The 22,415-nt window shown below is 47.3% G+C and carries 19 protein-coding genes; 12 read left to right on the top strand and 7 right to left on the bottom strand.

What is annotated here, in order from left to right:
• Positions 1 to 77 precede the first annotated feature (77 nt).
• Together tal and FTU50_RS05680 are read right to left on the bottom strand one after the other, a co-directional pair.
• Complete coding sequence (gene tal, locus FTU50_RS05685; protein WP_104470447.1) at positions 78 to 1,061, bottom strand: transaldolase; 984 nt, start codon at positions 1,059 to 1,061, stop codon at positions 78 to 80.
• A 95-nt stretch (positions 1,062 to 1,156) separates the two neighbouring features.
• On the bottom strand, positions 1,157 to 2,047 hold the full coding sequence (locus tag FTU50_RS05680; protein WP_075166851.1) for a LysR family transcriptional regulator: 891 nt from the start codon (positions 2,045 to 2,047) through the stop codon (positions 1,157 to 1,159).
• Between the two features lie 98 nt (positions 2,048 to 2,145).
• On the opposite strand from FTU50_RS05680, the gene aceI reads away from it, so the two are divergent.
• Positions 2,146 to 2,580, top strand: coding sequence for a chlorhexidine efflux PACE transporter AceI (gene aceI / locus FTU50_RS05675; RefSeq protein WP_104473026.1), 435 nt, complete (start codon positions 2,146 to 2,148; stop codon positions 2,578 to 2,580).
• A gap of 104 nt (positions 2,581 to 2,684) precedes the next feature.
• Here the strand turns inward: aceI and FTU50_RS05670 are convergent, their stop codons facing one another.
• A complete protein-coding gene (locus tag FTU50_RS05670; protein ID WP_180069593.1) occupies positions 2,685 to 4,196 on the bottom strand; it encodes an acetyl-CoA C-acetyltransferase in 1,512 nt (503 codons plus the stop codon).
• A gap of 242 nt (positions 4,197 to 4,438) precedes the next feature.
• On the opposite strand from FTU50_RS05670, the gene FTU50_RS05665 reads away from it, so the two are divergent.
• The 5 genes from FTU50_RS05665 (at position 4,439) to dnaX (ending at position 10,958) form a co-directional block, all read left to right on the top strand.
• The gene (locus tag FTU50_RS05665) at positions 4,439 to 5,830 is read left to right on the top strand and encodes a 3-oxoacyl-ACP reductase (protein ID WP_180069590.1); all 1,392 of its coding nucleotides are present in this window, start codon (positions 4,439 to 4,441) and stop codon (positions 5,828 to 5,830) included.
• Positions 5,831 to 5,995: 165 nt separating this feature from the next.
• Positions 5,996 to 6,850 (top strand): MaoC/PaaZ C-terminal domain-containing protein, encoded by an 855-nt coding sequence (locus FTU50_RS05660; RefSeq protein WP_104489202.1) that lies wholly within the window; start codon positions 5,996 to 5,998, stop codon positions 6,848 to 6,850.
• A gap of 69 nt (positions 6,851 to 6,919) precedes the next feature.
• Positions 6,920 to 8,185 (top strand): serine hydrolase, encoded by a 1,266-nt coding sequence (locus FTU50_RS05655; RefSeq protein WP_180069587.1) that lies wholly within the window; start codon positions 6,920 to 6,922, stop codon positions 8,183 to 8,185.
• 71 nt (positions 8,186 to 8,256) lie between these two features.
• Positions 8,257 to 8,700, top strand: a complete 444-nt coding sequence (locus tag FTU50_RS05650; RefSeq protein WP_104473029.1) for a copper resistance protein NlpE N-terminal domain-containing protein — start codon at positions 8,257 to 8,259, stop codon at positions 8,698 to 8,700.
• 146 nt (positions 8,701 to 8,846) lie between these two features.
• Positions 8,847 to 10,958, top strand: a complete 2,112-nt coding sequence (gene dnaX, locus FTU50_RS05645; protein ID WP_104470453.1) for a DNA polymerase III subunit gamma/tau — start codon at positions 8,847 to 8,849, stop codon at positions 10,956 to 10,958.
• Positions 10,959 to 10,982: 24 nt separating this feature from the next.
• Here dnaX and FTU50_RS05640 read toward each other — a convergent pair whose 3' ends face one another.
• Together FTU50_RS05640 and FTU50_RS05635 are read right to left on the bottom strand one after the other, a co-directional pair.
• Entirely contained in the window at positions 10,983 to 11,420 is a 438-nt protein-coding gene (locus FTU50_RS05640; protein ID WP_075166843.1) for a thioesterase family protein, read from the bottom strand.
• Positions 11,421 to 11,492: 72 nt separating this feature from the next.
• Positions 11,493 to 12,653, bottom strand: coding sequence for an iron-containing alcohol dehydrogenase (locus tag FTU50_RS05635; RefSeq protein WP_075166842.1), 1,161 nt, complete (start codon positions 12,651 to 12,653; stop codon positions 11,493 to 11,495).
• A gap of 118 nt (positions 12,654 to 12,771) precedes the next feature.
• On the opposite strand from FTU50_RS05635, the gene FTU50_RS05630 reads away from it, so the two are divergent.
• Genes FTU50_RS05630 through FTU50_RS05615 form a run of 4 tightly spaced genes read left to right on the top strand, consistent with a single transcriptional unit; the run spans position 12,772 to position 16,517 of the window.
• Entirely contained in the window at positions 12,772 to 13,278 is a 507-nt protein-coding gene (locus FTU50_RS05630) for a low molecular weight protein-tyrosine-phosphatase (protein WP_104470454.1), read from the top strand.
• A gap of 15 nt (positions 13,279 to 13,293) precedes the next feature.
• The gene (gene murB / locus FTU50_RS05625; protein WP_104505371.1) at positions 13,294 to 14,331 is read left to right on the top strand and encodes a UDP-N-acetylmuramate dehydrogenase; all 1,038 of its coding nucleotides are present in this window, start codon (positions 13,294 to 13,296) and stop codon (positions 14,329 to 14,331) included.
• A 15-nt stretch (positions 14,332 to 14,346) separates the two neighbouring features.
• Positions 14,347 to 15,474, top strand: coding sequence for a YdcF family protein (locus FTU50_RS05620; RefSeq protein WP_045795453.1), 1,128 nt, complete (start codon positions 14,347 to 14,349; stop codon positions 15,472 to 15,474).
• Positions 15,474 to 16,517, top strand: a complete 1,044-nt coding sequence (locus FTU50_RS05615; protein ID WP_005178596.1) for an alpha/beta hydrolase — start codon at positions 15,474 to 15,476, stop codon at positions 16,515 to 16,517. Before FTU50_RS05620 ends, FTU50_RS05615 begins: the two co-directional genes overlap by 1 nt.
• Positions 16,518 to 16,558: 41 nt before the next feature.
• Here the strand turns inward: FTU50_RS05615 and FTU50_RS05610 are convergent, their stop codons facing one another.
• Positions 16,559 to 18,229, bottom strand: coding sequence for an FMN-binding glutamate synthase family protein (locus tag FTU50_RS05610; RefSeq protein ID WP_005178590.1), 1,671 nt, complete (start codon positions 18,227 to 18,229; stop codon positions 16,559 to 16,561).
• Between the two features lie 262 nt (positions 18,230 to 18,491).
• On the opposite strand from FTU50_RS05610, the gene FTU50_RS05605 reads away from it, so the two are divergent.
• Positions 18,492 to 19,178, top strand: coding sequence for a response regulator transcription factor (locus FTU50_RS05605; protein WP_180069583.1), 687 nt, complete (start codon positions 18,492 to 18,494; stop codon positions 19,176 to 19,178).
• Complete coding sequence (locus FTU50_RS05600; protein ID WP_075174559.1) at positions 19,175 to 21,064, top strand: ATP-binding protein; 1,890 nt, start codon at positions 19,175 to 19,177, stop codon at positions 21,062 to 21,064. Before FTU50_RS05605 ends, FTU50_RS05600 begins: the two co-directional genes overlap by 4 nt.
• Before the next feature lie 4 nt (positions 21,065 to 21,068).
• On the opposite strand, the gene FTU50_RS05595 is transcribed toward FTU50_RS05600, so the two are convergent.
• Complete coding sequence (locus FTU50_RS05595; RefSeq protein WP_005178584.1) at positions 21,069 to 22,250, bottom strand: JmjC domain-containing protein; 1,182 nt, start codon at positions 22,248 to 22,250, stop codon at positions 21,069 to 21,071.
• Between the last annotated feature and the right edge of the window lie 165 nt (positions 22,251 to 22,415).

Below are 22,415 nucleotides of genomic sequence, written 5' to 3'. Positions count from 1 at the left end.
ACTAAAAAGGCCGATGCAGCATTATATAGCAACATCGGCCTGGAATACGCGCACAGCGGCGCGGCTAAACAGAAAAATTAAGCTTTAATTTCAGCATCAATACCAAAGCCTTGGCGCAAGAGCTGGCTTAACTGTTCGCGCGCTTTAATAAAGCCATCAATACCGCTTTGCAGTAACTGGAAGGCCATTAAGTCATGTTCCAGCTGCTGTTTAAATTTCTCTTTTGTGATTGGCTCCAGCTCGCCTTGAGATTCAATCGTGTCACTTGAGAGTTGTGCTGTGACTTCACGCTCATCCTGTTCCAGTTCGGCCAGCAGGTTTGGTGAAACGGTTAACAGGTCACAACCGGCCAGCGCCAAGACCTGATCAATACTGCGGAAGCTGGCACCCATGATTTCAGTCTTCACCGCATGCTGTTTGTAGAACTGGTAAATCTTTTTCACTGACAGCACGCCTGGATCTTTTTCAATCGGGTAGTACATGACGTTTTCGGCTTTTTTGTACCAGTCCAGAATTCGACCGACAAAAGGGGAAATCAGGGTCACGTTGGCATCGGCGCAGGCATGCGCCTGATGCAGACCGAACAGCAAGGTTAAATTGGTATGAATGCCTTCTGCTTCCAGCTGTTTTGCAGCCTGAATGCCTTCCCAGGTCGAAGCAATTTTAATCAGGATGCGTTTCTGATCAATACCATATTCTTTATATAGCGCCAGCAGTTCTTTGGCTTTGGCAATAGTGGCATCTGTATCATAAGACAGCGAGGCATCTACCTCAGTCGATACACGGCCATCAATCAGTTTAAGAATTTCTACCCCGAACTTGACGGTTAAAATATCAATGGTGCGTTCAATCAGCTCGTCTTGCTGATAACCTTCCGCTTTGGCCTGATCAAAGGCTTCAGTTAAAAGCGGTTTACTGTCGGCCTGTTCAGCCGCCGCGGTAATTAAAGACGGGTTGGTTGTTGCATCTAAAGGACGAAACTTTTCAATGGCAGTTAAGTCACTGCTGTCGGCCACAATAGTTGTTAAGCGTTTTAATTGGTTTAAGGCGTTCTGTGTCATTGAATCCGCTTCTCTAGTTGTTCGGTTATTGCTTATGCAATTATTTATAACACAAACTGGATTTAACCCAAGTGAAAAGCGTTACAGATCAGTGTCTAATTTGTGCTTTTTCGTTGATTGCGCAAGTGATTAATCAAAAAACGAGCAGCTAGCCCCAGTTTGCTTTCACGGCTCCAGACCAGATCAACAAAATATTCAAACTTGGGCGAGAAATCCAGAAAATCCAAAACCTGTAGTTGCTGCTTTAAGTTCGGGTTTTCATTCAGCATTTGTAGCGGCAACACACCCCAGCCCAGACCCTGTAAAATTAATGAGCAGGCAGTATGATGATTATCAGTGCGCCAGTACTGTTTGGAAAATAACAGTTCCGGCTGAATACGACGGTCACGGCTGGCCACCACAATTTGCCGGCTGTGCAAAATAGCTTCAAAGCTGACCGGTGCCTGTTGAGCCAAGGCAAAATCTCGGACCGCCACCGGCACCAAGGCTTCGCGTTTCAGTTCTACAAACTGTTCGCCACTGTCGAGTTGTTCACGTTCAAACATTACTGCCAGTTGCGCCGACTGTTCGACCAGCATGTGCATGGCATCTTCCTGTGGCGCTGAAAATATATTGATCTGTAGCGTTGGAAATTCCAGCTGCAGCAGGGCAATGTATTGGGTCCAGTCGCTATGAATCAGCTCGGACACCACCACAATATTCAGTTCCGATTCCAGCCCTTCACTTAACGCTGCGGCATGCTGTTTCCACTGGTTCATTTCAACCAGCAGTTGTTCGGTCTTTTCATACAGCGTCAGCGCCTGTGCGGTGGGCACCGGTTCACGGCCGATGCGTTGAAACAGATTCAGGTTCAGGTCAATTTCCAGATTGGCAATTGACATACTTACTGCAGATGGCACTTTTCCCAGTTGCCGCGCCGCTGCGGAAAAAGAACCGCATTCAATCACGGTTTTAAAAATGATCAGCTGTTCCTGATTCACATTCATGGGCAGTAACCTATCAATAATATTGAAAGATTCTAACTCGATTTGTCGATAATTTAAAAATAAGATGGCGACAATTGATGAAATGGATAAGGTTTAACATGCTGCTGTCGAAAAGAAGATTAATTCATGCCTTGAGTTATGAACTGATTTTACTGGTGATTATTGCCCTAGCTTTAAGCCTGATTTTCAAGATGCCGCTGGAAGTGACCGGTAGCCTGGGTGTGGCCATGGCAGTAACCTCGGTCTTGTGGAATATGCTGTTTAATCATTTTTTTGAAAAATTTGAAGCACGCAGACAGCTCAAGCGAACGGTGAAAGTACGGATTTTACATGCCATTGGTTTTGAAGGAGGCTTAATGTTAGCCACCATTCCAATGGTGGCCTATGCTATGCAGATGAGTCTGCCCGAGGCTTTTTTGCTGGATTTAAGCCTGACCTTATGTATTTTGGTCTATACCTTTATCTTCCAGTGGGGTTATGACGCGATTGAGGTACGTTTGGGCTATGCACCGGCCTATCGTGAGTCTGTTTAAAATACGTCTGATGAATTTAAGAGCAGACAATAAAAAGGTAATAAAACGTCCATAAAAAAAGCCACTGCACCAGGCAGTGGCTTTTTCAGTGAAGGTGAGGAGAATTACTTCTCGACAATCGCTGTTACACCTTGACCGCCTGCAGCACAGATTGAAATCAGCACACGACCTGAACCTTTTTCATTCAGCAGTTTGGCAGCAGTCGCCAGAATACGTCCGCCGGTTGCAGCAAATGGGTGACCAGCAGCCAGAGAAGAACCTTTTACGTTCAGCTTGTTACGATCAATTGAACCCAATGGTGCTTCTAGACCTAAGCGATCTTTACAGAATTTTGGATCTTCCCAGGCTTTTAAGGTCGACAGCACTTGTGAAGCAAAAGCTTCGTGAATTTCATAGTAGTCAAAGTCTTGTAGAGTCAGACCGGCACGTTCCAGCATCCGTGGTACGGTATAGGCTGGCGCCATAAGCAGGCCTTCTTTCTTCTCGACAAAATCAACTGCAGCCGTTTCCTGGAAGGTTAAGTAAGCCAGTACTTCATGACCATTGGCTTTGGCCCATTCTTCAGAAGCAAGCAGAACACAAGATGCACCATCGGTCAGTGGGGTTGAGTTGCCTGCGGTCATGGTACGCGCATCACCTTTACCAAAGGCTGGTTTTAGTTTGGCCAGTTTCTCTACTGAAGAATCCGGGCGCAAGTTGTTGTCACGCTCTAAACCTAAGAATGGTGTGATCAGGTCATCAAAGAAACCTGCTTCATAGGCGGCTGCCATTTTCTGGTGTGAAGATGCAGCAAGTTCATCCTGCGCTTCACGCGAGATGCCCCATTCCAGCGCAGTAATCGCCTGATGGTCACCCATTGACAGACCGGTACGTGGTTCACCATTTTTCGGTGCATCCATCAGGTCTTTGATATTGATTTTGGTCAGCGCTTTTAAGCGGTCTTTACCGGTTTTGGCAATATTCAGCTCCAGCAGGGCTTTACGTAAACCGTCACCAAAAGCAATCGGGGCATCGGAAGTGGTATCGACACCACCAGCAATACCGACTTCAATTTGGCCCAGAGCAATTTTATTGGCCACTAAAAAAGCTGCCTGCAAACCGGTTCCACACGCTTGCTGAATATCGTAAGCAGGTGTTTCAGGAGCCAATTCAGTGTTCAGTACACACTCACGAGTCATGTTAAAATCACGGCTGTGTTTGAGTACGGCACCGGCAACGACTTCACCGAGGCGTTGGCCTTCTAAACGATAACGTTCTACCAGACCATTTAAAGCGGCGGTGAACATATCGATGTTTGAGGCAGTGAAGTAAGCGCCATTTGAACGTGCAAATGGAATGCGGTTACCACCGATAATCGCAACGCGACGGACAGTGTTTTGGCTCATGGTATTATCCTGTTGACCAGATGTTTCAGTTGTAGTTTCAGAAGGAGGAGGGGTTGTACTTTTTTTACGGGTAGATGCCGCACGGGTGCGTGCAGGTTTAGCCGCAGGGTTTGCTGACGAATTTGCCGTGCCAGAACTTTTGGTTGTACGCGTTGTACTTTTTGATGTATTTGACACAGTTTCTGTAGCAGAATTTTCGACCGCCGGATTTTCTTGAGTTGTTTTGCTCATAAGGCTTTTCCAAGCATGTTGATGATCTTCTTAGGGGTTACATTAGCATAATCTAGAATAGCCTGAATTGACTACAATGACATTGCAGAATGCTTTCAGGTCAAGTCATCTATATATGATCTCAAGTATTATTCATAACAAACTGATCGATCTATTGAAATACAAAGTATCTGACATCATATTGAAGCTAAAGGATAACTTTAGATTAATCACAAATTCATTTTGTCTGAGAGATAATAATCATGACTGACCAATACCAAGCTTTTGCAAAATCTCCAATTGGTAAATTTGTCATTAAAAATTTAGGCCTGCCATCCCCAACTTTCCTTGAGCGTTTTGACAGCGCCACGCCTGTGGTCAAGGGTGCAGTATTGCTGGGCGCAGCGCCGGAAAGCACATTATCGGGTGCAATTGCCCAGGTCCTGGCCAATATCCATGCCAACAGCTATGCCGGCAATAATGCAGAATTACAGCAGGCTGCTGCACAAGCCGGTTTAAACCTGTGTGCTTTTAACGCGGGCGATAAAGAATCTAAATTTAAAGCGGTGGTCTTTGATGCCTCAGGTATTCAGAACTCTGAGCAGTTAAATGTGCTCTATAACTTTTTTAATCCGGTGGCGCGCCAGATTCAGGCCTCTGGCCGTGTAGTGGTCATTGGCACCACGCCAGAAACCGCCAAAACGGTAAAACATGCAATTGCACAGCGTGCGCTGGAAGGCTTTGTTAAATCGGTCGGGAAAGAGTTTAAAAAAGGTATTGCCGCCAATCTGATTTATGTTGATGACGGCGCTGAAGCGAACCTGGAATCGAGCTTACGTTTTGCCTTGTCACCGCGTTCGGCTTATGTATCGGGTCAGGTGATTCGTGTTTCTAAAGCAGACACGGTCGATGTGGATTGGGCTAAACCACTGGCAGGTAAAACCGCGGTTGTGACTGGTGCCAGCCGTGGTATTGGTGAAGCGATTGCGCATGTATTGGCACGTGATGGCGCGCATGTGATTTGTCTGGACGTACCACAGCAACAAGCTGACTTGGACCGTGTTGCCTCTGAAATTGGGGGTTCAACCTTGGCAATTGATATTACCGCCGCTGATGCGGGCGAGCAGATTAAAGCGGCAGCTGCTGCACAGGGCGGTCTGGATATTATCGTGCACAATGCCGGTATTACCCGTGACAAGACACTGGCCAATATGAAGCCTGAACTGTGGGATCTGGTGATTAACATTAACCTGGCTGCTATTGAACGCGTGAACGACTATCTACTGGAAAATGACGGTCTGAATGCCAATGGCCGTATCATCTGCGTATCCTCGATTTCAGGGATTGCCGGTAACCTGGGCCAAACCAACTATGCAGCATCAAAAGCAGGCGTGATTGGAGTGGTGAAATATACGGCACCGGTGCTGAAAAATGGTGTGACTATTAACGCTGTGGCTCCGGGCTTTATTGAAACCCAAATGACTGCGGCCATTCCGTTTGCCATTCGTGAAGCGGGCCGCCGTATGAACTCGATGAGTCAGGGCGGTTTACCGGTTGATGTCGCAGAAACCATTGCCTTCTTTGCCTCAACTGCATCTACCGGTTTAAATGGTAACGTGGTGCGTGTTTGTGGTCAGAGTCTGTTAGGGGCTTAATATATCCCTCACTCGGAATCCCCCCTAAAATCCCTCTTTAATAAAGGGGGACTTCTTCTCCCTTTTTGAAGGGAGGTCGGGAGGGATTTGAGGGAATTAAAATAGAAAACCCAATTCTTATTAAAGAAAGGGTGATTTAAAAGATAAATATTCCAAAGGTTCAGTATGAATACTCGCCATTTTAGTCAACTTCCCAAGCCGTATTTAGCCTATCCAAAAGTGATTCAGGGCTTAATTTTTAAAAAGCCGAAGGGTGAAAAAGTTCTGCCGCAAGTTGAATATGTGGTGGATTCATTCAAGGTCGACCAGAAACATCTGAAAGCCTATAACGAAGTCTGTGGTTTTAAAAATAACGGCTATATTCCGGCCATTTATCTGGCGGTGTTATCGCAAAGCCTGCAAATGCACATGATGACTGCGGAAGCTTTCCCATTTCCGATTTTAGGTCTGGTGCATATCCGCAATCAGCTCAAGCAATACCGTAAAGTTGGCGTGAATGAGCAGCTGACTTTATCCTGCAAGTTTGGTGAATTGCAGCCACATGACAAAGGCGTACAGTTTGATTTTATCACCACTGCTAAAGTTGGTAATGAAGTGGTGATGGAAGGTTTAACCACCTATTTGTCACGTCAGAAAAGTGGCAACAAGCCCGCGGCTAAAGCAGCAGAAAGTGCCGTACCGGATTATGTACCGGCAGGACAATGGGATGTGTCGGAAAATACCGGTCGTCGTTATGCGCTGACATCGGGAGATTTTAACCTGATCCATATTCATGCGTTAACCGCCAAAGCCTTTGGTTTTAAACAGGCCATTGCACATGGTATGTGGAGTAAAGCCAAAGCGCTGGCCAATATCCAGTTGCCAGATGCGTATGAAGCTGATGTCTGGTTTAAGTTGCCAATGTATCTGCCATCTCAGGTGGAATTCTTGACGGCGCAGCAGGCACAAAATACTGACTTCCTGATTCGCAGCAAAAAGAATCAGAAGCCGCATGTCAGCGGTAGCATTCGCCCACTTTAAGTCATAGCGCCTAAGTCCAAACCAGATTTAGGCTTTTTTCATTGTTCACCATATTGCTGGAAAGGATGCATGAACAGCGTAAAAGATTATCTGCGTGCAGATATTCAGAATTATCGTGGTTCAGTGGAAGAACCATTTAAAGATTTGGCCCATCTATTTAGCCGTTTTCAGGATGCCCGCTCAACGCAAGGCGGCGCTGCGCTGGTGGTTTATTTTCAGGGTCATAAAGTCGTTGATATTTATACCGGTCAAAAATCTGCCAATGAAGCCTGGCAGCCGGATAGTCTGTCGGTCTGTTATTCCACCGGAAAAGGCGTGCTGGCCACGCTGGCGCATATTCTGGTGAGTCAGGGGCGGCTGGATTATGATGTGCCGGTGGCTGAATATTGGCCAGAATTTGCAGCGCAGGGCAAACAGCAGCTGACTTTAAGAGAGATGCTGTGCCATCGCAGTGGTTTATACGATATCCGTAACCTGATTGCCGATGCCTCGGAAATGGCCGACTGGTCGCATATGCTGGAGGTCATTGCCGCGGCCAAACCGCGTTTTCTGCCGAACAGTGATGCAGCCTATCAGCCCCTGACCTTTGGCTGGCAGGTCGGTGGTGTCTTGGAAAAAGCCTGTAATGAAAGCTTGGCTGTATTGATGCAGCGTCATTTAAGCGAGCCATTGGAATTAAACGGAGCTTATTTTGGCGTGCCGGTAGAGGAATTAGCGCGGGTGGCGCGACCGTTTGCCACATCTCAGCCCGCCCAATCTGCCCAGCCTCCCAAAAAACAGGCTGCTGCTAAACCTGCACGTACGGCATCGCCTTTAGAAAAGCTGCTGGCCTTCAGTGGGCAACATCCGCAAGATTTTCAGGATGCCATGATTCCCAAAGGCATGAAGAAATTTTCATTCTTTAGTGATGCCGGTTTACAGGCGATTGTGCCGGCAGCCTCCGGGGTATTTACCGCACAAAGTCTGGCCAAAATCTATGCCATGCTGGCGCAGGGTGGCCAATGGCAGGGGCAACGACTGATTTCACCACAGGTGTTTCAGACCCTAAGTCAGGTGCAATATACCGCCCGTGACCGGGTGATGCCGCTGCCGATGCATTGGCGTTTGGGCTATCACCGCATTTTGAGCCTGGGCAAGTCGGCATCGTCGGGCTTTGGTCATATTGGTTTTAATGGTTCGGGTGCCTGGTGTGATCCAGAGCGGAATTTAAGTTTTGCTTATACCCATAATTTTCCGACCGGTTCCATCACCGGCGATTATCGCTTGTGGGGATTAACCCAGGAAACCTTACGCTGTGCCGATGGTGTGTTAAAAGGCCGAAAGGGCTGGTTTTAAACAGTTTGAGATGATTTTTAGCTGTAGCTTGTGCTATGTTCTGGCACTAGTCAATTTGATGTTGTGCAAAGATGAAAAAAGTCATTTTGATTCCGCTGGTGGCCAGTTCAGTTTTACTTGGATGTCAGGATCAAAACTCAACTCAATCCCAAACCGTGGTGGAATCTAAGAGCGCAATTCCTGCGTGGGTCGGTGAGTTCAAAGGCACCACGCCTTGTATGGGCTGTTTGTCGCGCTGTGATGATTGTCCGGGAATGGCAGTATCTTTAGAACTTCATCAGGATGAAACTTATACCTTGGTGCGTGAAAGTATGAGCGGGCACAATACACCGGAAGTGATTCAAGGGCGGATTCGCTTCGCAGATGCATCGCGTCAGCAGCTTGAACTGCTGCAAGTCAACACCCGAAATTTGTTATATGTCGACCTTGAGAAACAATTGCTCGAGATTCGTGTAGATCAAACAGGCAAACGCTATCAAATGCAAAGTGATTTTATTCTGGCCAAGTCTGTTTAAATACTGGCTAATCATTTGCTAAATATACTGATTTTTAATCCCTTTTTTGCTGGCGCGAACAAGGGATTTTTCTTTGGAAGCGCCCGTCATTTATTTCACTATTTACTAAAAAAACAGTATGCTTAGACCTGTAAAAAGGAGCATACATGTATCAGGTACTTGCGCGTAAATATCGTCCACGTAATTTTAATGAGCTGGTGGGGCAAAATCATGTTTCTCGTGCACTGACCAGTGCCTTAGAGCGTGGCCGTTTACACCATGCCTATCTGTTTACCGGGACTCGTGGGGTCGGGAAAACCACCATTGCGCGTATTTTGGCCAAATGCCTGAACTGTGAAACAGGGGTGACCTCTACACCGTGTGAAGTTTGTCCGACCTGTAAAGCGGTCAATGAAGGCCGTTTTATTGATTTAATCGAGATTGATGCGGCATCACGTACCAAAGTGGAAGATACCCGCGAACTGCTCGATAACGTACCGTATGCACCGACACAAGGCCGCTTTAAAGTCTACCTGATTGACGAAGTGCATATGCTCTCGACGCACTCTTTCAATGCCTTGCTAAAAACGCTGGAAGAACCGCCAGAGCATGTTAAATTCCTGTTTGCCACCACCGATCCGCAGAAGCTTCCGATTACGGTCATTTCACGCTGCCTGCAATTTACCTTGCGTCCTTTGGCAGTAGATGAAATTACCGAGCACCTATCTTCAATTCTCAGCAAAGAGCAGATTCAGGCTGAGCAGGATGCAATCTGGCAAATTGCTGAATCGGCACAAGGTTCATTACGTGATGCCTTGTCCTTAACCGATCAGGCCATTGCCTATGGTCAGGGTGAAATTCATCATCAGGATGTCAAAGACATGCTGGGGCTGATTGACCGCACCATTATTTATGACCTGATTCTGGCGATCCATCAGAACCAGACTGCGCGCGTGAGCGCACTGTTAATGCAGTTCCGTCAGCAGGCGCTGGATGTATCACTGGTGCTGGATCAGCTGATTTCGACCTTGCATGAACTGGCCTTATTGCAATATCTGCCGGATTTAAGCCTGAAATATAGCGCCGAAATTAACCAGAAAATTACCCAGCTGTCGCAGCGCATTTCGGCTCAGGATTTACAGCTATATTATCAGATTGCCAGCAAAGGCCGCGCAGATTTACAGCTGGCGGTTACCCAGGAGCAGGGCTTTGAGATGTGCGTGCTGCGTCTGCTGGCTTTCCGTCCCTTACAGCCAAATGAAGTGCCCTTGACGCAGGTCAGCGCACAAAGCAACGCAGTTGCTGTAGCACCGGCAGTTGAGTCAGCTAGCGCGCAGCCTGAACCGGTGCATCCCGTTGTTTCGGTTGAGGATGAATTAGAAGCTGAAACTGCTGCTATAAACCCACCCGTTGCTGAACCATCATCAGATGATTTTCTGCAGGATGAAGCGTTAGAGGTTGCTGAAGTTGCATCTCCATCCGAACCAGACCATCCGGTGACTACACCGGCAGAAGCGGCATCTGCGCAGATGATTTTTGATCCGGCGGCAGATGAAGTGCTGTTTGATTTAGATGAAGATGATCGCGCTGATCAGCCGGCAACGCAGGAGGAGGCCAGCAGTGATGATTTCCTGTTTGATGAAATTGCACCTTTACCGGAAACGGCCGTTGCGCAGCCAACTCAACAGCCTGCTGAACTTGCAGCACCGGTTTCGTCTGTCGCACAGCCTGAGCTGACGCATCCGCAGGACTCCAGTCCGCAAGACAGTTTATTTGCGGAGCCAGCGCCGATGCCATCCACCAATCAGCCTGTCGTTGCTGCTGTAGACAATACCGCTATTCCACGTGCTGATCAGCGCCTGATGCCGCAAGATATTCTGCAACTGCCGGTGCAGTCCTTAGAGGGCGAATGGAGTGTGGAAAAATGGGAATACTGGTTCCGTAATAGTGATTTATCACCGGCGGTTCAGGAACTAGCCCAACACGGCCTGATGACCGGCCAGATTGAAGCTGAGTCGGTTTTCCATATTCCGGAGCAGTATCAGCAATTGTTAAATTCGCAGTTACAGCATTTAGAAGCAGCGCTGAAACAGCAGTGGCCGAACAGCTTCCTGAAAGTGCAGTATGGACAGGTCACAGAGGTGACACCGTATAGCTTGCAGCAGGAACGTAAAGTACGTGCTTATCAACGCGCCAGTGAGCTGCTGCATCAGGAGCCGCAGGTTAAATCGCTGCTCGAAAGTTTTGATGGCGAATTGCAGAATATCCAGTTGAAATAACCACCGTCAGACCATTTCAACCGTTTATTGAGAACGCAGATAAGGCAACAGGGCATTCCGCATTTCGCTTGGAATCGGGGTGCTTTTACGTTGCTGCGCATCGACAAAAACATGCACCATATGTCCTTGAGCTGAAGCCTGCTGTTGATGCTGCTTGAAAATTGCCAGATCATATTTCAGCGAGCTGTTGCCCAGCGCTGCAATCGCCACACCGACCTCAATCACTTCTGGATAACTCAGCTCGGCTAAAAAGCTGCAGCCAGAGTCTACCACCAGCCCCATAATCTCGGCCTGATGAATATTCAGTCCGGCTTTCTCAATCAGCAGCGCATTGGCAGCGGTATCGAAGTAGCTGTAATACATGACATTATTGACATGACCATACATGTCGTTGTCTGACCAGCGGGTTTGAATCGGTAAAAAGAAGGTATATTGATCGCGGGTTTTGGCTACCGGTTTCATAAAAAGACGTCATCCCTGAATAGATCGAAAATTTATATTTTTGATTTACCACAACTTTAAATAGCTTCAGCCTTATTGATAAATCGCCTGATAGATGGCCAGCGCATCCTGTTTTTCCATGTCGCGTGGATTATTTTGCAGCAGGCGGGTTTGTAACATGGCATCCTCGGCCAGCTGTTCCAGCATGTTGTCAGGCACATTCAGGGCATTCAGTTTCAAGGTCAGGCCACTGCGGTCCAGATAGTTTTGCATGTGGTCAATAAACAGATCACACAAGCCATCTACACAGCCTTTGCTGGATGGGTCGAGCAGGGTCATCAGTTCGGCATACTGCTGCTTGGCGGCTGGTGCATTAAATTTCAGCACTTCGGTTAAGACCAGCGCATTGCTGTGTCCATGCGACAGATGAAAATGTCCACCCAGCGGATAGGCCAGTGCATGGACTGCTGCCACCGGTGCATTGGCAAAGGCCTGTCCGGCCAGCATCGAACCGACCAGCATATTCTGACGGGCTTCCATGTTGTTACCATCTTTTAGCACCAGATGCAGATTCTGGTTCAGCAGTTTAAGTGCCTGAATCGCCAGCATATCGGCATAAAAGTTCTTTTTGTGTTTGGAGGTATAGGCTTCAATGGCATGTACCATTGCATCAATACCGGTGGCGGCCGTAATGTGCGCCGGCAGGTTTTGGGTAAAGTTGGCATCTAAAATGGTGACATCGGCATATAGGGCAGCAGATACAATGCCGGTTTTGGTGGTTTCGCCGGTGGTGACAATGGAAATGGGCGTGACTTCCGAGCCGGTGCCGGCCGTGGTTGGAATCAGAATAAGAGGCAAACGCGGTTTTTGCGCCTGATTGACGCCATACATGTCATGCAGTTGCTGTTTTTGTTCAGGATGGGCCAGCAGGGCAATAATTTTGGCCACATCCAGCGAGCTGCCACCCCCAAAACCAATGACTGTATCTATCTGGTTTTGCCGGGCGAATTCGGCGGCTTCCAGCACAATATGTTCCGGTGGATCGGCCTGTACGCTGGCATAAATGCGGTAATCACATTCGGCAGCTTCGAGAGTTTCCAAAACAGGTGCATGCAATTGTAATTGCACCATTCCCGGATCGGTCACCAGCAGCACACGTTGATTGTTCTGTTCAGTCAGGAGGGCTTTGAGCTGTTGGATGCTGCCCAGTCCGGCAATAATGTTGGGCACAGTCTGGAATTGAAATGGGCTCATACGCTTTATCCTTAATTTTTATACTTAAATCAACATTTATCTATAGTGACAATATAGGATTCATCCTGCAAATAACTTAACATAAGACACTTTAAAAGAAAGCAGTTTTGAGGTTGTTATGTCATCCAGAACGCCATACAAGGTGTTATGTGTCTGTTTGGGCAATATCTGCCGTTCACCTACCGCGGAAGTGGTGTTCAGACATTATTGTGATGCACTGCAACTGAATATCTGGGTCGATTCTGCCGGCACCAGTAATTATCATCCGGGCAAAGCGCCCGATGCGCGCAGCCAGCAACATGCCTTGCAGCGTGGCTATGATTTATCTGCCTTGCGTGCCCGTCAGTTAACTACGCGCGATTTTCTGGATTTTGATCTGATTCTGGCGATGGATCAGGAAAACCTGCAAAATATTCAGCATTTAAAGTGTCATGCGGCCGAAGAATATGGTGCAGAGCTGCTACGTGCCAACGTGGCGCTGATGAGCGAACATGATCCGCAATATCCGCGTCATGAAGTGCCTGATCCTTATTATGGCGAAGCCGATGGCTTTGAGCGCGTGCTGGATCAGTGTGAGTCCAGCGCACAGGCCTGGATCAATATTTTAAAAACAGAATTGGCTTAAATCAGGTTTAAGAATATGAACATTCAACATCAGGTCCAGCTTAAGCCTTTTAATACCTTAAATCTGGCTGCAAATGCGTCTCATTATATTAAGGTGCATTCTACCGATGATTTAATTGCGGCCTTAAATTATGCCAAGTTGCAGCAGCTGAATGTGCTGATTTTATCGGGCGGCAGTAATATGCTGCTGCCAGAGCAGATTCAGGCGCTGGTGTTACATATGGATATTCAGGGCATTAAATTCCTGAATGAAGATAATGACTTCAGCACCATTCGCGTTGGTGCGGGTCAGGTCTGGCATGATTTTGTGCTCTGGACCACTGAGCAGCAGTTATTTGGCCTGCAAAATCTGGCCTTAATTCCCGGTCTGGTCGGTGCATCGCCGGTGCAGAATATTGGTGCCTATGGGGTTGAGGTCGGTGAATTTATTGAATCGGTACAGGTTTATGACCGCTATAACGGTCAGTTTAATTCAATTCTGGCCAGTGACTGTCATTTTGCCTATCGCCACAGTATTTTCAAAGAAAATCCGAACCGCTATATCATCACCCATGTCACGTTCAAGCTACGGAAACAGCCGGACTTGAAACTGAATTATGGCGATTTAAAAACCGCTGTGGGTGATGAGCAAACCGCTGAAAACCTGCAACGCCAGGTGATCCAGATCCGTCAAAGTAAACTGCCAGATCCGCAGCAATTTCCAAATGTCGGCAGCTTCTTTAAAAATCCGGTGGTGACTGCCGCGGTCTATGAACAGCTGGCGATTCAGTTCCCGAACATGCCGCATTATCCGCAACCCGAAGGCCAGGTCAAAATTGCAGCTGGCTGGCTTATTGATCAGGCTGGCTGGAAAGGGAAACAGCTGGGCATGGTTGGTATGTTTCACAAGCAGGCACTGGTGCTTGTCAATTATGCCAATGCGACCCTGGCCGATGTTCAGGCAACATATCAGGCTGTACAGCAGGACGTGTACCAAAAATTTGGGATACACTTAGAACCAGAACCGGTGCTGTTTAATGACGCCGGGCTGATTATTCCCCACAATACCTTTTAATCAGGTTAGGCATTTATGAATAGAACTCACTGGATGGTGCGTATCGTACAAATGGCGGCTGTGCTATTTGTGCTGATGGGCTGTCTGGTGGTTTTTATCTATTCGCCGTTTTATTCCAAGTTTGTGATAAAAGTGCTGAATACCATTGTGCCGGTGGAGGTCAATGAAGTGGCTGCACAAAGCCAGCAGATGGGGGCACTGACCGATCAGGAAAATCTGGAACCTGGCTCGAATTTGTGGATTGCCCGGCAAGCTTATTTAAAAGTCATGGAAGAAGAGATTCAGGCTAAAAATTCACAGAATCTCACCACCATTCAGGCGCGCTATAAAGCCTTGCAGGCTTTAATTCAGGATGAGCAGCGCAGTCAGCAGGAACAAGAGCAGGACAGTACACCGCAAATTCCATTACTGGCCGATGTTTCTGCATCGGAGGCGCAACTTGCGCAGCCTTCACAGCAGTTACAGGATTTACTGGATTTAGACAGCTCTGAAAATCAGGCCCTGATGGAACAATATCTGAAATTTTTAAGAACCCATGAAGTGGCAGCGGTTGAAACCGTACCGGTTGATGAAGAAATTTTTCAGGATATTGCGCTGATTCAACAACAAAATAGCCAGAAGCCGCAAATAACTTCCCAGCCGTATGCAATTGTGGTTCTGGGTGGCGGTCTGACCTTACATGAAAATCAAAAAGATATTATTGTGAATAACTACACACGACTACGTTTAGAAAAAACCTTAGAAATTGAAAAACAGTATAAATTACCCATTGTGCTGAGCGGTGTTGAAGCACCTTATATGCAGAAATGGCTGGCAGAACGCGGGGTTGAAGCCAACTTGCTGGAAGATCGCAGCATGAATACCTGTGAAAACTCGCGTTTTAGTTCCTTGCTGCTACAGAAAAAAGGCGGCGCACCAACGGTGATTTTAATCACCGATCAATATCACATGCCGCGCACACGCCGTTTGTTTGCCTTAAACGGCATTGAAACCGTGCCGGTGGTCGCGCCAATTCCAACCGAGTTAACCCAATGGCAGCCTAGTGAGCAGAACTATGATCATAGTCGCCGCGCCAATTATGAAATGCTGGCCACCATCCGCGATATGCTGTTTGGTTCGAGCGACTGCCGGGAGGTGCCATAATGCCGAATATCCCGTTTTTAAATCCGAGTGTGTTGAAACAGCTGGATTTACCGGTTCCTAGCCGCGATACCACGCCGCAGGTGCTGGAGCCTTTAAACCTGAACCGGCCTTATGCGCCCACGGTAGATATTCAGGCCTATCGTCAGCTTTACGGTTTTGACAGCTTAGAGTGCGAGCATTGGCAGGGTTATGTGCAAATGCCGCTGTTTAAACTGCATGTGCAGGTGTTTCAGCCTAAACTTGAAGCGGGCAAGCTGGAAAAAAGCAAAGGTACGGTGTTTTTACTGCATGGCTATCTGGAGCACAGCGGCATTTATCAGCCGATTGTCAAAGAAATTCTGGAGCAGGGCTTTAGTGTCTTGACTTATGATTTGCCCGGCCATGGTTTAAGTAATGGCTCGCCCGCCAGTATCCAGAATTTTGATCATTACCAGCAGGTGCTACACGCCATTTACCAATATGTGCGCAATGCCGATCAATTGCCTAAGCCTTGGCTAGGGGTAGGGCAAAGTACCGGTGGTGCGATCTGGATGCATCATTTACTGGAATTTGCCGAGCGCAGGGAAAATCCGTTTGTCGAGCGGGTGCTATTGCTATCTCCTTTAATCCGTCCGGCCAAAAGTGCCTGGTGGCATAATTCGGTGGGCCTCGGGATTATCCGCAGGATTAAACGCGAAGTACCGCGCCATTTCAGACGCAATAACCATAACCCGGAATTTTTGCGTTTTGTGCGCTTAAAAGATCCGTTACAACCACGGATGATGGGCATGGACTGGATTCTGGCCATGTCCAAATGGATGCTGGAAATGGAACAGCGACCAGCGTGCCGGATTCCAGTGTGGCTGGCCCAAGGCGCGCAGGATCAGACTGTGGACTGGCGTTATAACATCGAGTTTATCCGGCGTAAATTCCGCCTGCAAACCTTGCTGATGCTGGAAGAAGGGTCACATCAACTGATTAATGAGCGCCCGGATATTCGTGCGGCCTTAACCGGTTTGATTCCAGCCTTTTTACATGCTTCGAATTCCAAGACTTATTATTAAGCTTTCCTCCATTTCATAAAAAAGAGGCCTGTGCCTCTTTTTTAAAATTCTTCCGCTTTGGCCAAATTCCACATACGAAAATAAAAGTTTTCTTCATCTTTATTTTCACAGCTCAGTAATTCACCTTCTTTCAGCCAGAAATGCAGCTGGGCATAGTTTTTAATTTCCCGGTCGTTAATCCGCTGCGCCAGATGATGGGCACGAATGTCGGCGGGGTGTTTTAAACCGGCTGCCGCAATCATTTCCGACAGGGCATGCATGGTATTTTTATGGAAGTTATAGACCCGTTCTGCTTTGGAGGGTACATGTAGCGCTTTTTGACGGTCTTTATCTTGTGTGGCGACACCGACCGGACATTGGTTGGTATGACAGCTTTGCGCCTGAATACAGCCAACGGCAAACATAAAACCACGGGCTGAATTGACCCAGTCTGCGCCTAAGGCAAAGGTACTGGCAATATCAAAGGCACTGATAATTTTACCGCTGGCCCCGAGCTTGATTTTACTGCGCAGGCCGGCGCCAACCAAAGTGTTATGCACAAATAGTAAGCCTTCACGCAGCGGCGTACCAATATAGTCACTAAACTCAATCGGGGAGGCGCCGGTACCGCCTTCCGAGCCATCCACCACAATAAAGTCAGGCACAATTTTGGTCACCAGCATGGCTTTGACGATACTCATAAATTGCCAGGGCTGGCCAATACACAGTTTAAAGCCCACCGGTTTACCACCCGATAAATCGCGTAACTGCTGTAAAAACTGCAGCATTTCAATTGGGGTGCTAAAACTAGGATGGCGCGAGGGCGATACACAATCGCGGTCACGTGGCACACCACGAATCTGCGAGATTTCTTCTGAAATTTTATGTTTCGGCAAAATACCGCCATGGCCCGGCTTGGCACCTTGAGAGAGTTTGAGTTCAATCATCTTGATATTCGGATTACCGGCCTGACGGGCAAACTTTTCCGGATCAAATAAACCTTCTGCGGTGCGGCAACCAAAGTAGCCACTGGCAATTTGCCAGACAATATCGCCGCCATATTCTAGATGATACGGGCTAAGGCTGCCTTCACCGGTGTCATGATAAAAGCCACCGAGTTTGGCACCTTTATTTAAGGCACGGATGGCATTGGCACTCAGGCTGCCAAAACTCATGGCAGAAATATTTAAAATCGACGCGCTATAAGGCTGGCTGCATTGTTCATTGCCAATATGAATCCGGAAGGTTTTTGGATCAGCCGGTGGGCAGGGGCGCAAGGAATGCACAATAAAACGGTAGTCGGCTTCGTACACATCCAAAATCGAGCCAAAGGGTTTATCGGCATTTTCATTTTTGGCACGTTGATAGACCAGACTGCGCTGCATGCGGGAAAAAGGCTGGGCGTCCTGATCGGCCTCAATAAAATACTGGCGAATTTCCGGGCGGAAATCTTCAAAAATAAACCGGAAATGACCCATAATCGGGTAGTTTTTCAGAATGGAATGCTTGGTCTGAATGACATCATACAGACCGACCAGACTCAGCAGTGTGGTGATTAGCCAGAGTGAGTTAATTACACCATCGGACAGAAAATAATAAATATAATGTGGCTCATAAAATAGCCTAAGCCATGTAATGCCCAGCGCAATTAAAATACAGGCAAACCAGACCGAGTGACGGGAGAAAAAAGTATTTAAAAGTTTATGGCGAATGGCTTGGGCTGGACTTGGCATTGTTATGATTTTTCCATTGCGAATTCAATCTTGTATTACTGTGCAGATTCTGAATAGGGCATACAAGTAATGATTTGTGAAATTTGGCAAGGGCTTTAGCACAGCTTAAAAATGAGCAATAAAATCTATAAAAATTAAAAAATAGCTGCTATGCTGAAATCATAAAAATAACAGTGCTAACACTCTGAAATTCCTTAATTCTAGGGATAGAGAACCGTTTAATAATATCGCTATATTGAAAGTTAAAAGATCGGGGAAGACAGTGGACATTACAGAATCAATATTACCGGCCCCTGTGCTGATTGTGGAAGATGAACCCATGATTCAGTCACGCCTCAGACATATCCTCCTTGAAATGGGCTACAGCAATGACATGCTGATTTTTGTTAGCCATTTAAAAGCAGCATTACAGAAAATTGAAGAACAGCTGGTGTCTTTGGCGCTGGTCGATTTGGGGTTGCCAGATGGCAATGGAATTGAACTGATTGAACAGCTTCGGGCCAAAGACAGCAGTGTACTAATTTTGGTGATTTCGGCCTGGAGTACGCAAAACAGCCTGTTTTCGGCCATTCAGGCGGGCGCTACCGGTTATGTGTTAAAAGAACGCGACGATACTGAAGTGATCATGGCCATTCGCAGTATTTTAAGAGGCGGCGCACCGATTGATCCCTTTATTGCCCGGGAAATACTGTCGCAGATTTCAGTACAGAAACCACAGGAAATTGCCAAGCCGTTTAAACAGCCCGATGAAGATATTGAACAACTGACCAACCGTGAACATGAAATTCTAAATCTGGTCGCGCAGGGCCTGAGTAACCGGGAAATTGCCGAGCAGCTGTTTGTGTCGCGCTATACCGTGGAAAGTCATATCAAGCATATTTATCGCAAGCTCTCGGTAAGTAAACGCACCAAGGCAGTCAGTACAGCGCGCTCATTAGGCATTTTATGATCTACAGATTGCTCCAGTTTTGGTGCGGCTGTTGTCTTTATCTTTGTCTATCGAGTGCGTATGCAGAGCAAAGCTATGCCATAGACCCGTATTGTCAGGTTAATATTCAGTCGGTCAGCACCGTACAGACACCGGATATTCATAGCCATCCACATACAGGATGGCAACCTGTGACGTTGCCTGATCGCTGGAATGAACGCTGGCCGGATTATAACGGCGGGGTGTGGTACAAAATTGTCTGGAACTGGTCCTGTCAGGAACCGGCCGTGCTGGATCAGTCGATTGTATTTTCTATTAATTATTTAAATAGTGCGGGTGCGGTGTTTTTAAACCGCGATTTAATCTGGTCAAACCGGCATCTGGAAGAGCCGCTTTCCAAAAGCTGGAATATGCCACGTTACTGGATTTTACCGATTAGCGGCCTGCGTCATGACCAGAATGAAATTTTAGTTTATGTGCGAGGCTATGCCTTTCAATCCGCCGGTCTTGGGGATGTTTCCTTCCAGAATGTCTATAACAGTTATACGGAATATCAGCAACAGATCTGGGATCGTCGTACCTTATTTGTGATTAATGCAATTTTATCGGCGACCTTGGGTGTGTTGTGTCTGGTGATCTGGCTGTTTCGGCGTAAAGAAGTCAGTTATGGCTGGTTTGCCTTAAGCTGTTTGCTGTGGCTGTTATTTGTCTCCAATATTATTAGCACGGAAACTTATCCCTTCCCGAATACGCTGATGGCGGCACAGGCCAATATTGCCTTTTTTGTGCTGTATATTCTGTCATTCATTGTCTATTTGCTACGTTTTGTGGATAAAAAATTTCCGATACTGGAAGAAACCGCCTTTATCTGTTCGGTGGCGGTGATTCTGGGCATTTTCGTAACGCCACTCGAACATGCACAAACCGTTTTCGGGTTGGTATTTTTAGGCTATAGCCTGCTATTATTCGGGGTTTTCCTGTATCTGCTGCGTTTAACCTTCCGCGTGCCGCGGGTAGAAAATATCCTGCTGGTGATTTGTTTAAGCCTGATTATTATCTTTGCCGCTTTAGATATTGCACTGTTGGCTGCGCCGTTTGATACCGATTTACAGCCCTTATCACCGTATACCTCGCCGGTGGTGACGCTGTTTATTGCGTTAATTCTCGGGATTCGCACCACCAAAAGCATGCAGAAAATTGAGCAGTTTAACCAGCAACTGGAATACCGGGTGTTTGAGGTTCGTGAAGACTTAAAACAGAGCATGTCGGAAAAGCATTATCTGGAACTGGAAAATGTGCGCTTGCAGGAGCGGATTCATCTCTCTCATGATTTGCATGATGGCCTGGGTGCTTCGCTGGTGCGTTCAATGATTATGGTTGATCAGAGCGAGCAGCCCATGAGTAACCGCCAGTTTCTGTCGATTTTGAAATTACTGCGTGATGATTTGCGGCAAATTATTGACAGTGGCTCCTCAATTGGCGCCAAAGTGCCGGAAACGCCGGTGTTATGGATTGCGCCGGTGCGTCATCGTTTTAGCCAGCTCATGGATGAAGTTGAGATGCGCGCCACCTGGAACATTGCCAGTGAATGGGTAGTGCAACCGACACCGCTGCAATGTCTGAACCTGATGCGGGTGCTGGAAGAAAGTCTGACCAATGTGGTGAAGCACAGTCAGGCTAAGCATGTGCAAGTGACACTGGATTTTCCCGATGAACAGACTTTATGTTTAAGTATTCAGGATGATGGAATTGGATTTGATACCCATGGGGTGCTCGATCACGGGATGAGTATTGGCGTACGCAGTATGAAGCTGCGTCTGGCGCGGATAGGTGCAGAGTTAAAGGTGAACTCTACACCCGGTTATACCTTAATCAAGGCGATTTTAGTGGTATCACCTCAGGATTAAGCCCTTATTCGGCCTCATCTTCTGCATCTTCAGCTGGCAGCAGCATCAGCACAGAATCATTGAGTAACTGGGCTACATCTTCCAAAATGTCTTCATGGTACAGGTCTTCATTCAGCTCGACGAGTTCACCATCAGCAATCTGCTTCAGTAAAGGCGCAAACTCATCCGAAATATACAGACCTTCACCGTTGGCCCAGAACAGTAACTCGCCATCTTCTTCGGTATAGAGCAGGCGTGAAGCCGGTTCTAAAATCAGTTGATAGCCCTGATCCAGCGCATCTTCTAGATCGCCAGTACCAATTTCTTCTGCTTCTGGAATATTGTCCGGATATTTTGGCTCTGACATCAGGCTCATGATGGCATCTTCCAGCACGGTCGAGTTGTGCAGTTGTGCCAGCAATTCGGCTTTTAAATATTCCAGTTCCGGCTGGGTAATTTGTCCAATCGGGCTGATCTGGTCGCGGATCAGATCTTGCAACGGATTTTTTAGCAACTGGTTGTCAGAAAACTTGTCACTGACGCGATCCATCATGTCGCTGATATTTGGCATACGGAAACCGAAAGAGAAGGTCAGGCAGTCATCTTCGGCCACGCCATAGTGCGATAAACCTGGTGGTACGTAAAGCAGGTCACCTGGTGCCAGCACTTCATCAAAATTGACATCCATCTCTGGCAGTAATTTCAGCGGCTGACCTGGAACAAATTCGGTTTCGGCATCACACATCTGGCCCAGTTGCCAGCGGCGATGACCATAGCCTTGCACCAGAAATACATCATAGAAGTCGAAGTGTTTGCCGACCGAACCGCCTTTTGGCGCATATGACACCATAATGTCATCACGGCGCCACTGCGGAATAAACGGGAATTTTTTCCACAGTTCCGCCAGATCAAAAGAGTAGTGATCTACCGCTTGGACCAGCAGCGTCCACAGCTTTGGCATTTTCTGGAAATCGGCTTTTAATAGCGGTGAAGATTTTACGGACCACTGGTTGGGATCACGATCTTTCTGCTTGATTAAGCGGGCGCTGATATTTTCGTCCAGTGCCAGCTCCATGACATCACTCGGCTCAAGAATATTGGCAATTTCAGGCAGAGCATTACGCACCAGCAGCGGTTTTTTTTGCCAATATTCGGCAAGGAATTGTTCAGCGGTGATTCCGCCTAAAACGTCTAAAGGTTGAGACATGTCAAATAACTACAACATAAATTTAGCTGTTATTGTCCCTTGAGTTGTGCGGTGGTGCAAGTGATGAACTTCATCTTGAGGAAATTTAGAAAAGTGGCAGAAGGGAAAAGATGGCGAAAAAAATGATCAGGACAGGCACCTGATCATTTTGGGTATTGCATTACC

Origin of the sequence: Acinetobacter sp. YH12112 (assembly GCF_013418945.1) — a bacterium.
GTDB classification, from domain to species: Bacteria; Pseudomonadota; Gammaproteobacteria; order Pseudomonadales; family Moraxellaceae; genus Acinetobacter; species Acinetobacter indicus.
This window is presented reverse-complemented; position numbering and strand designations above follow the sequence as displayed.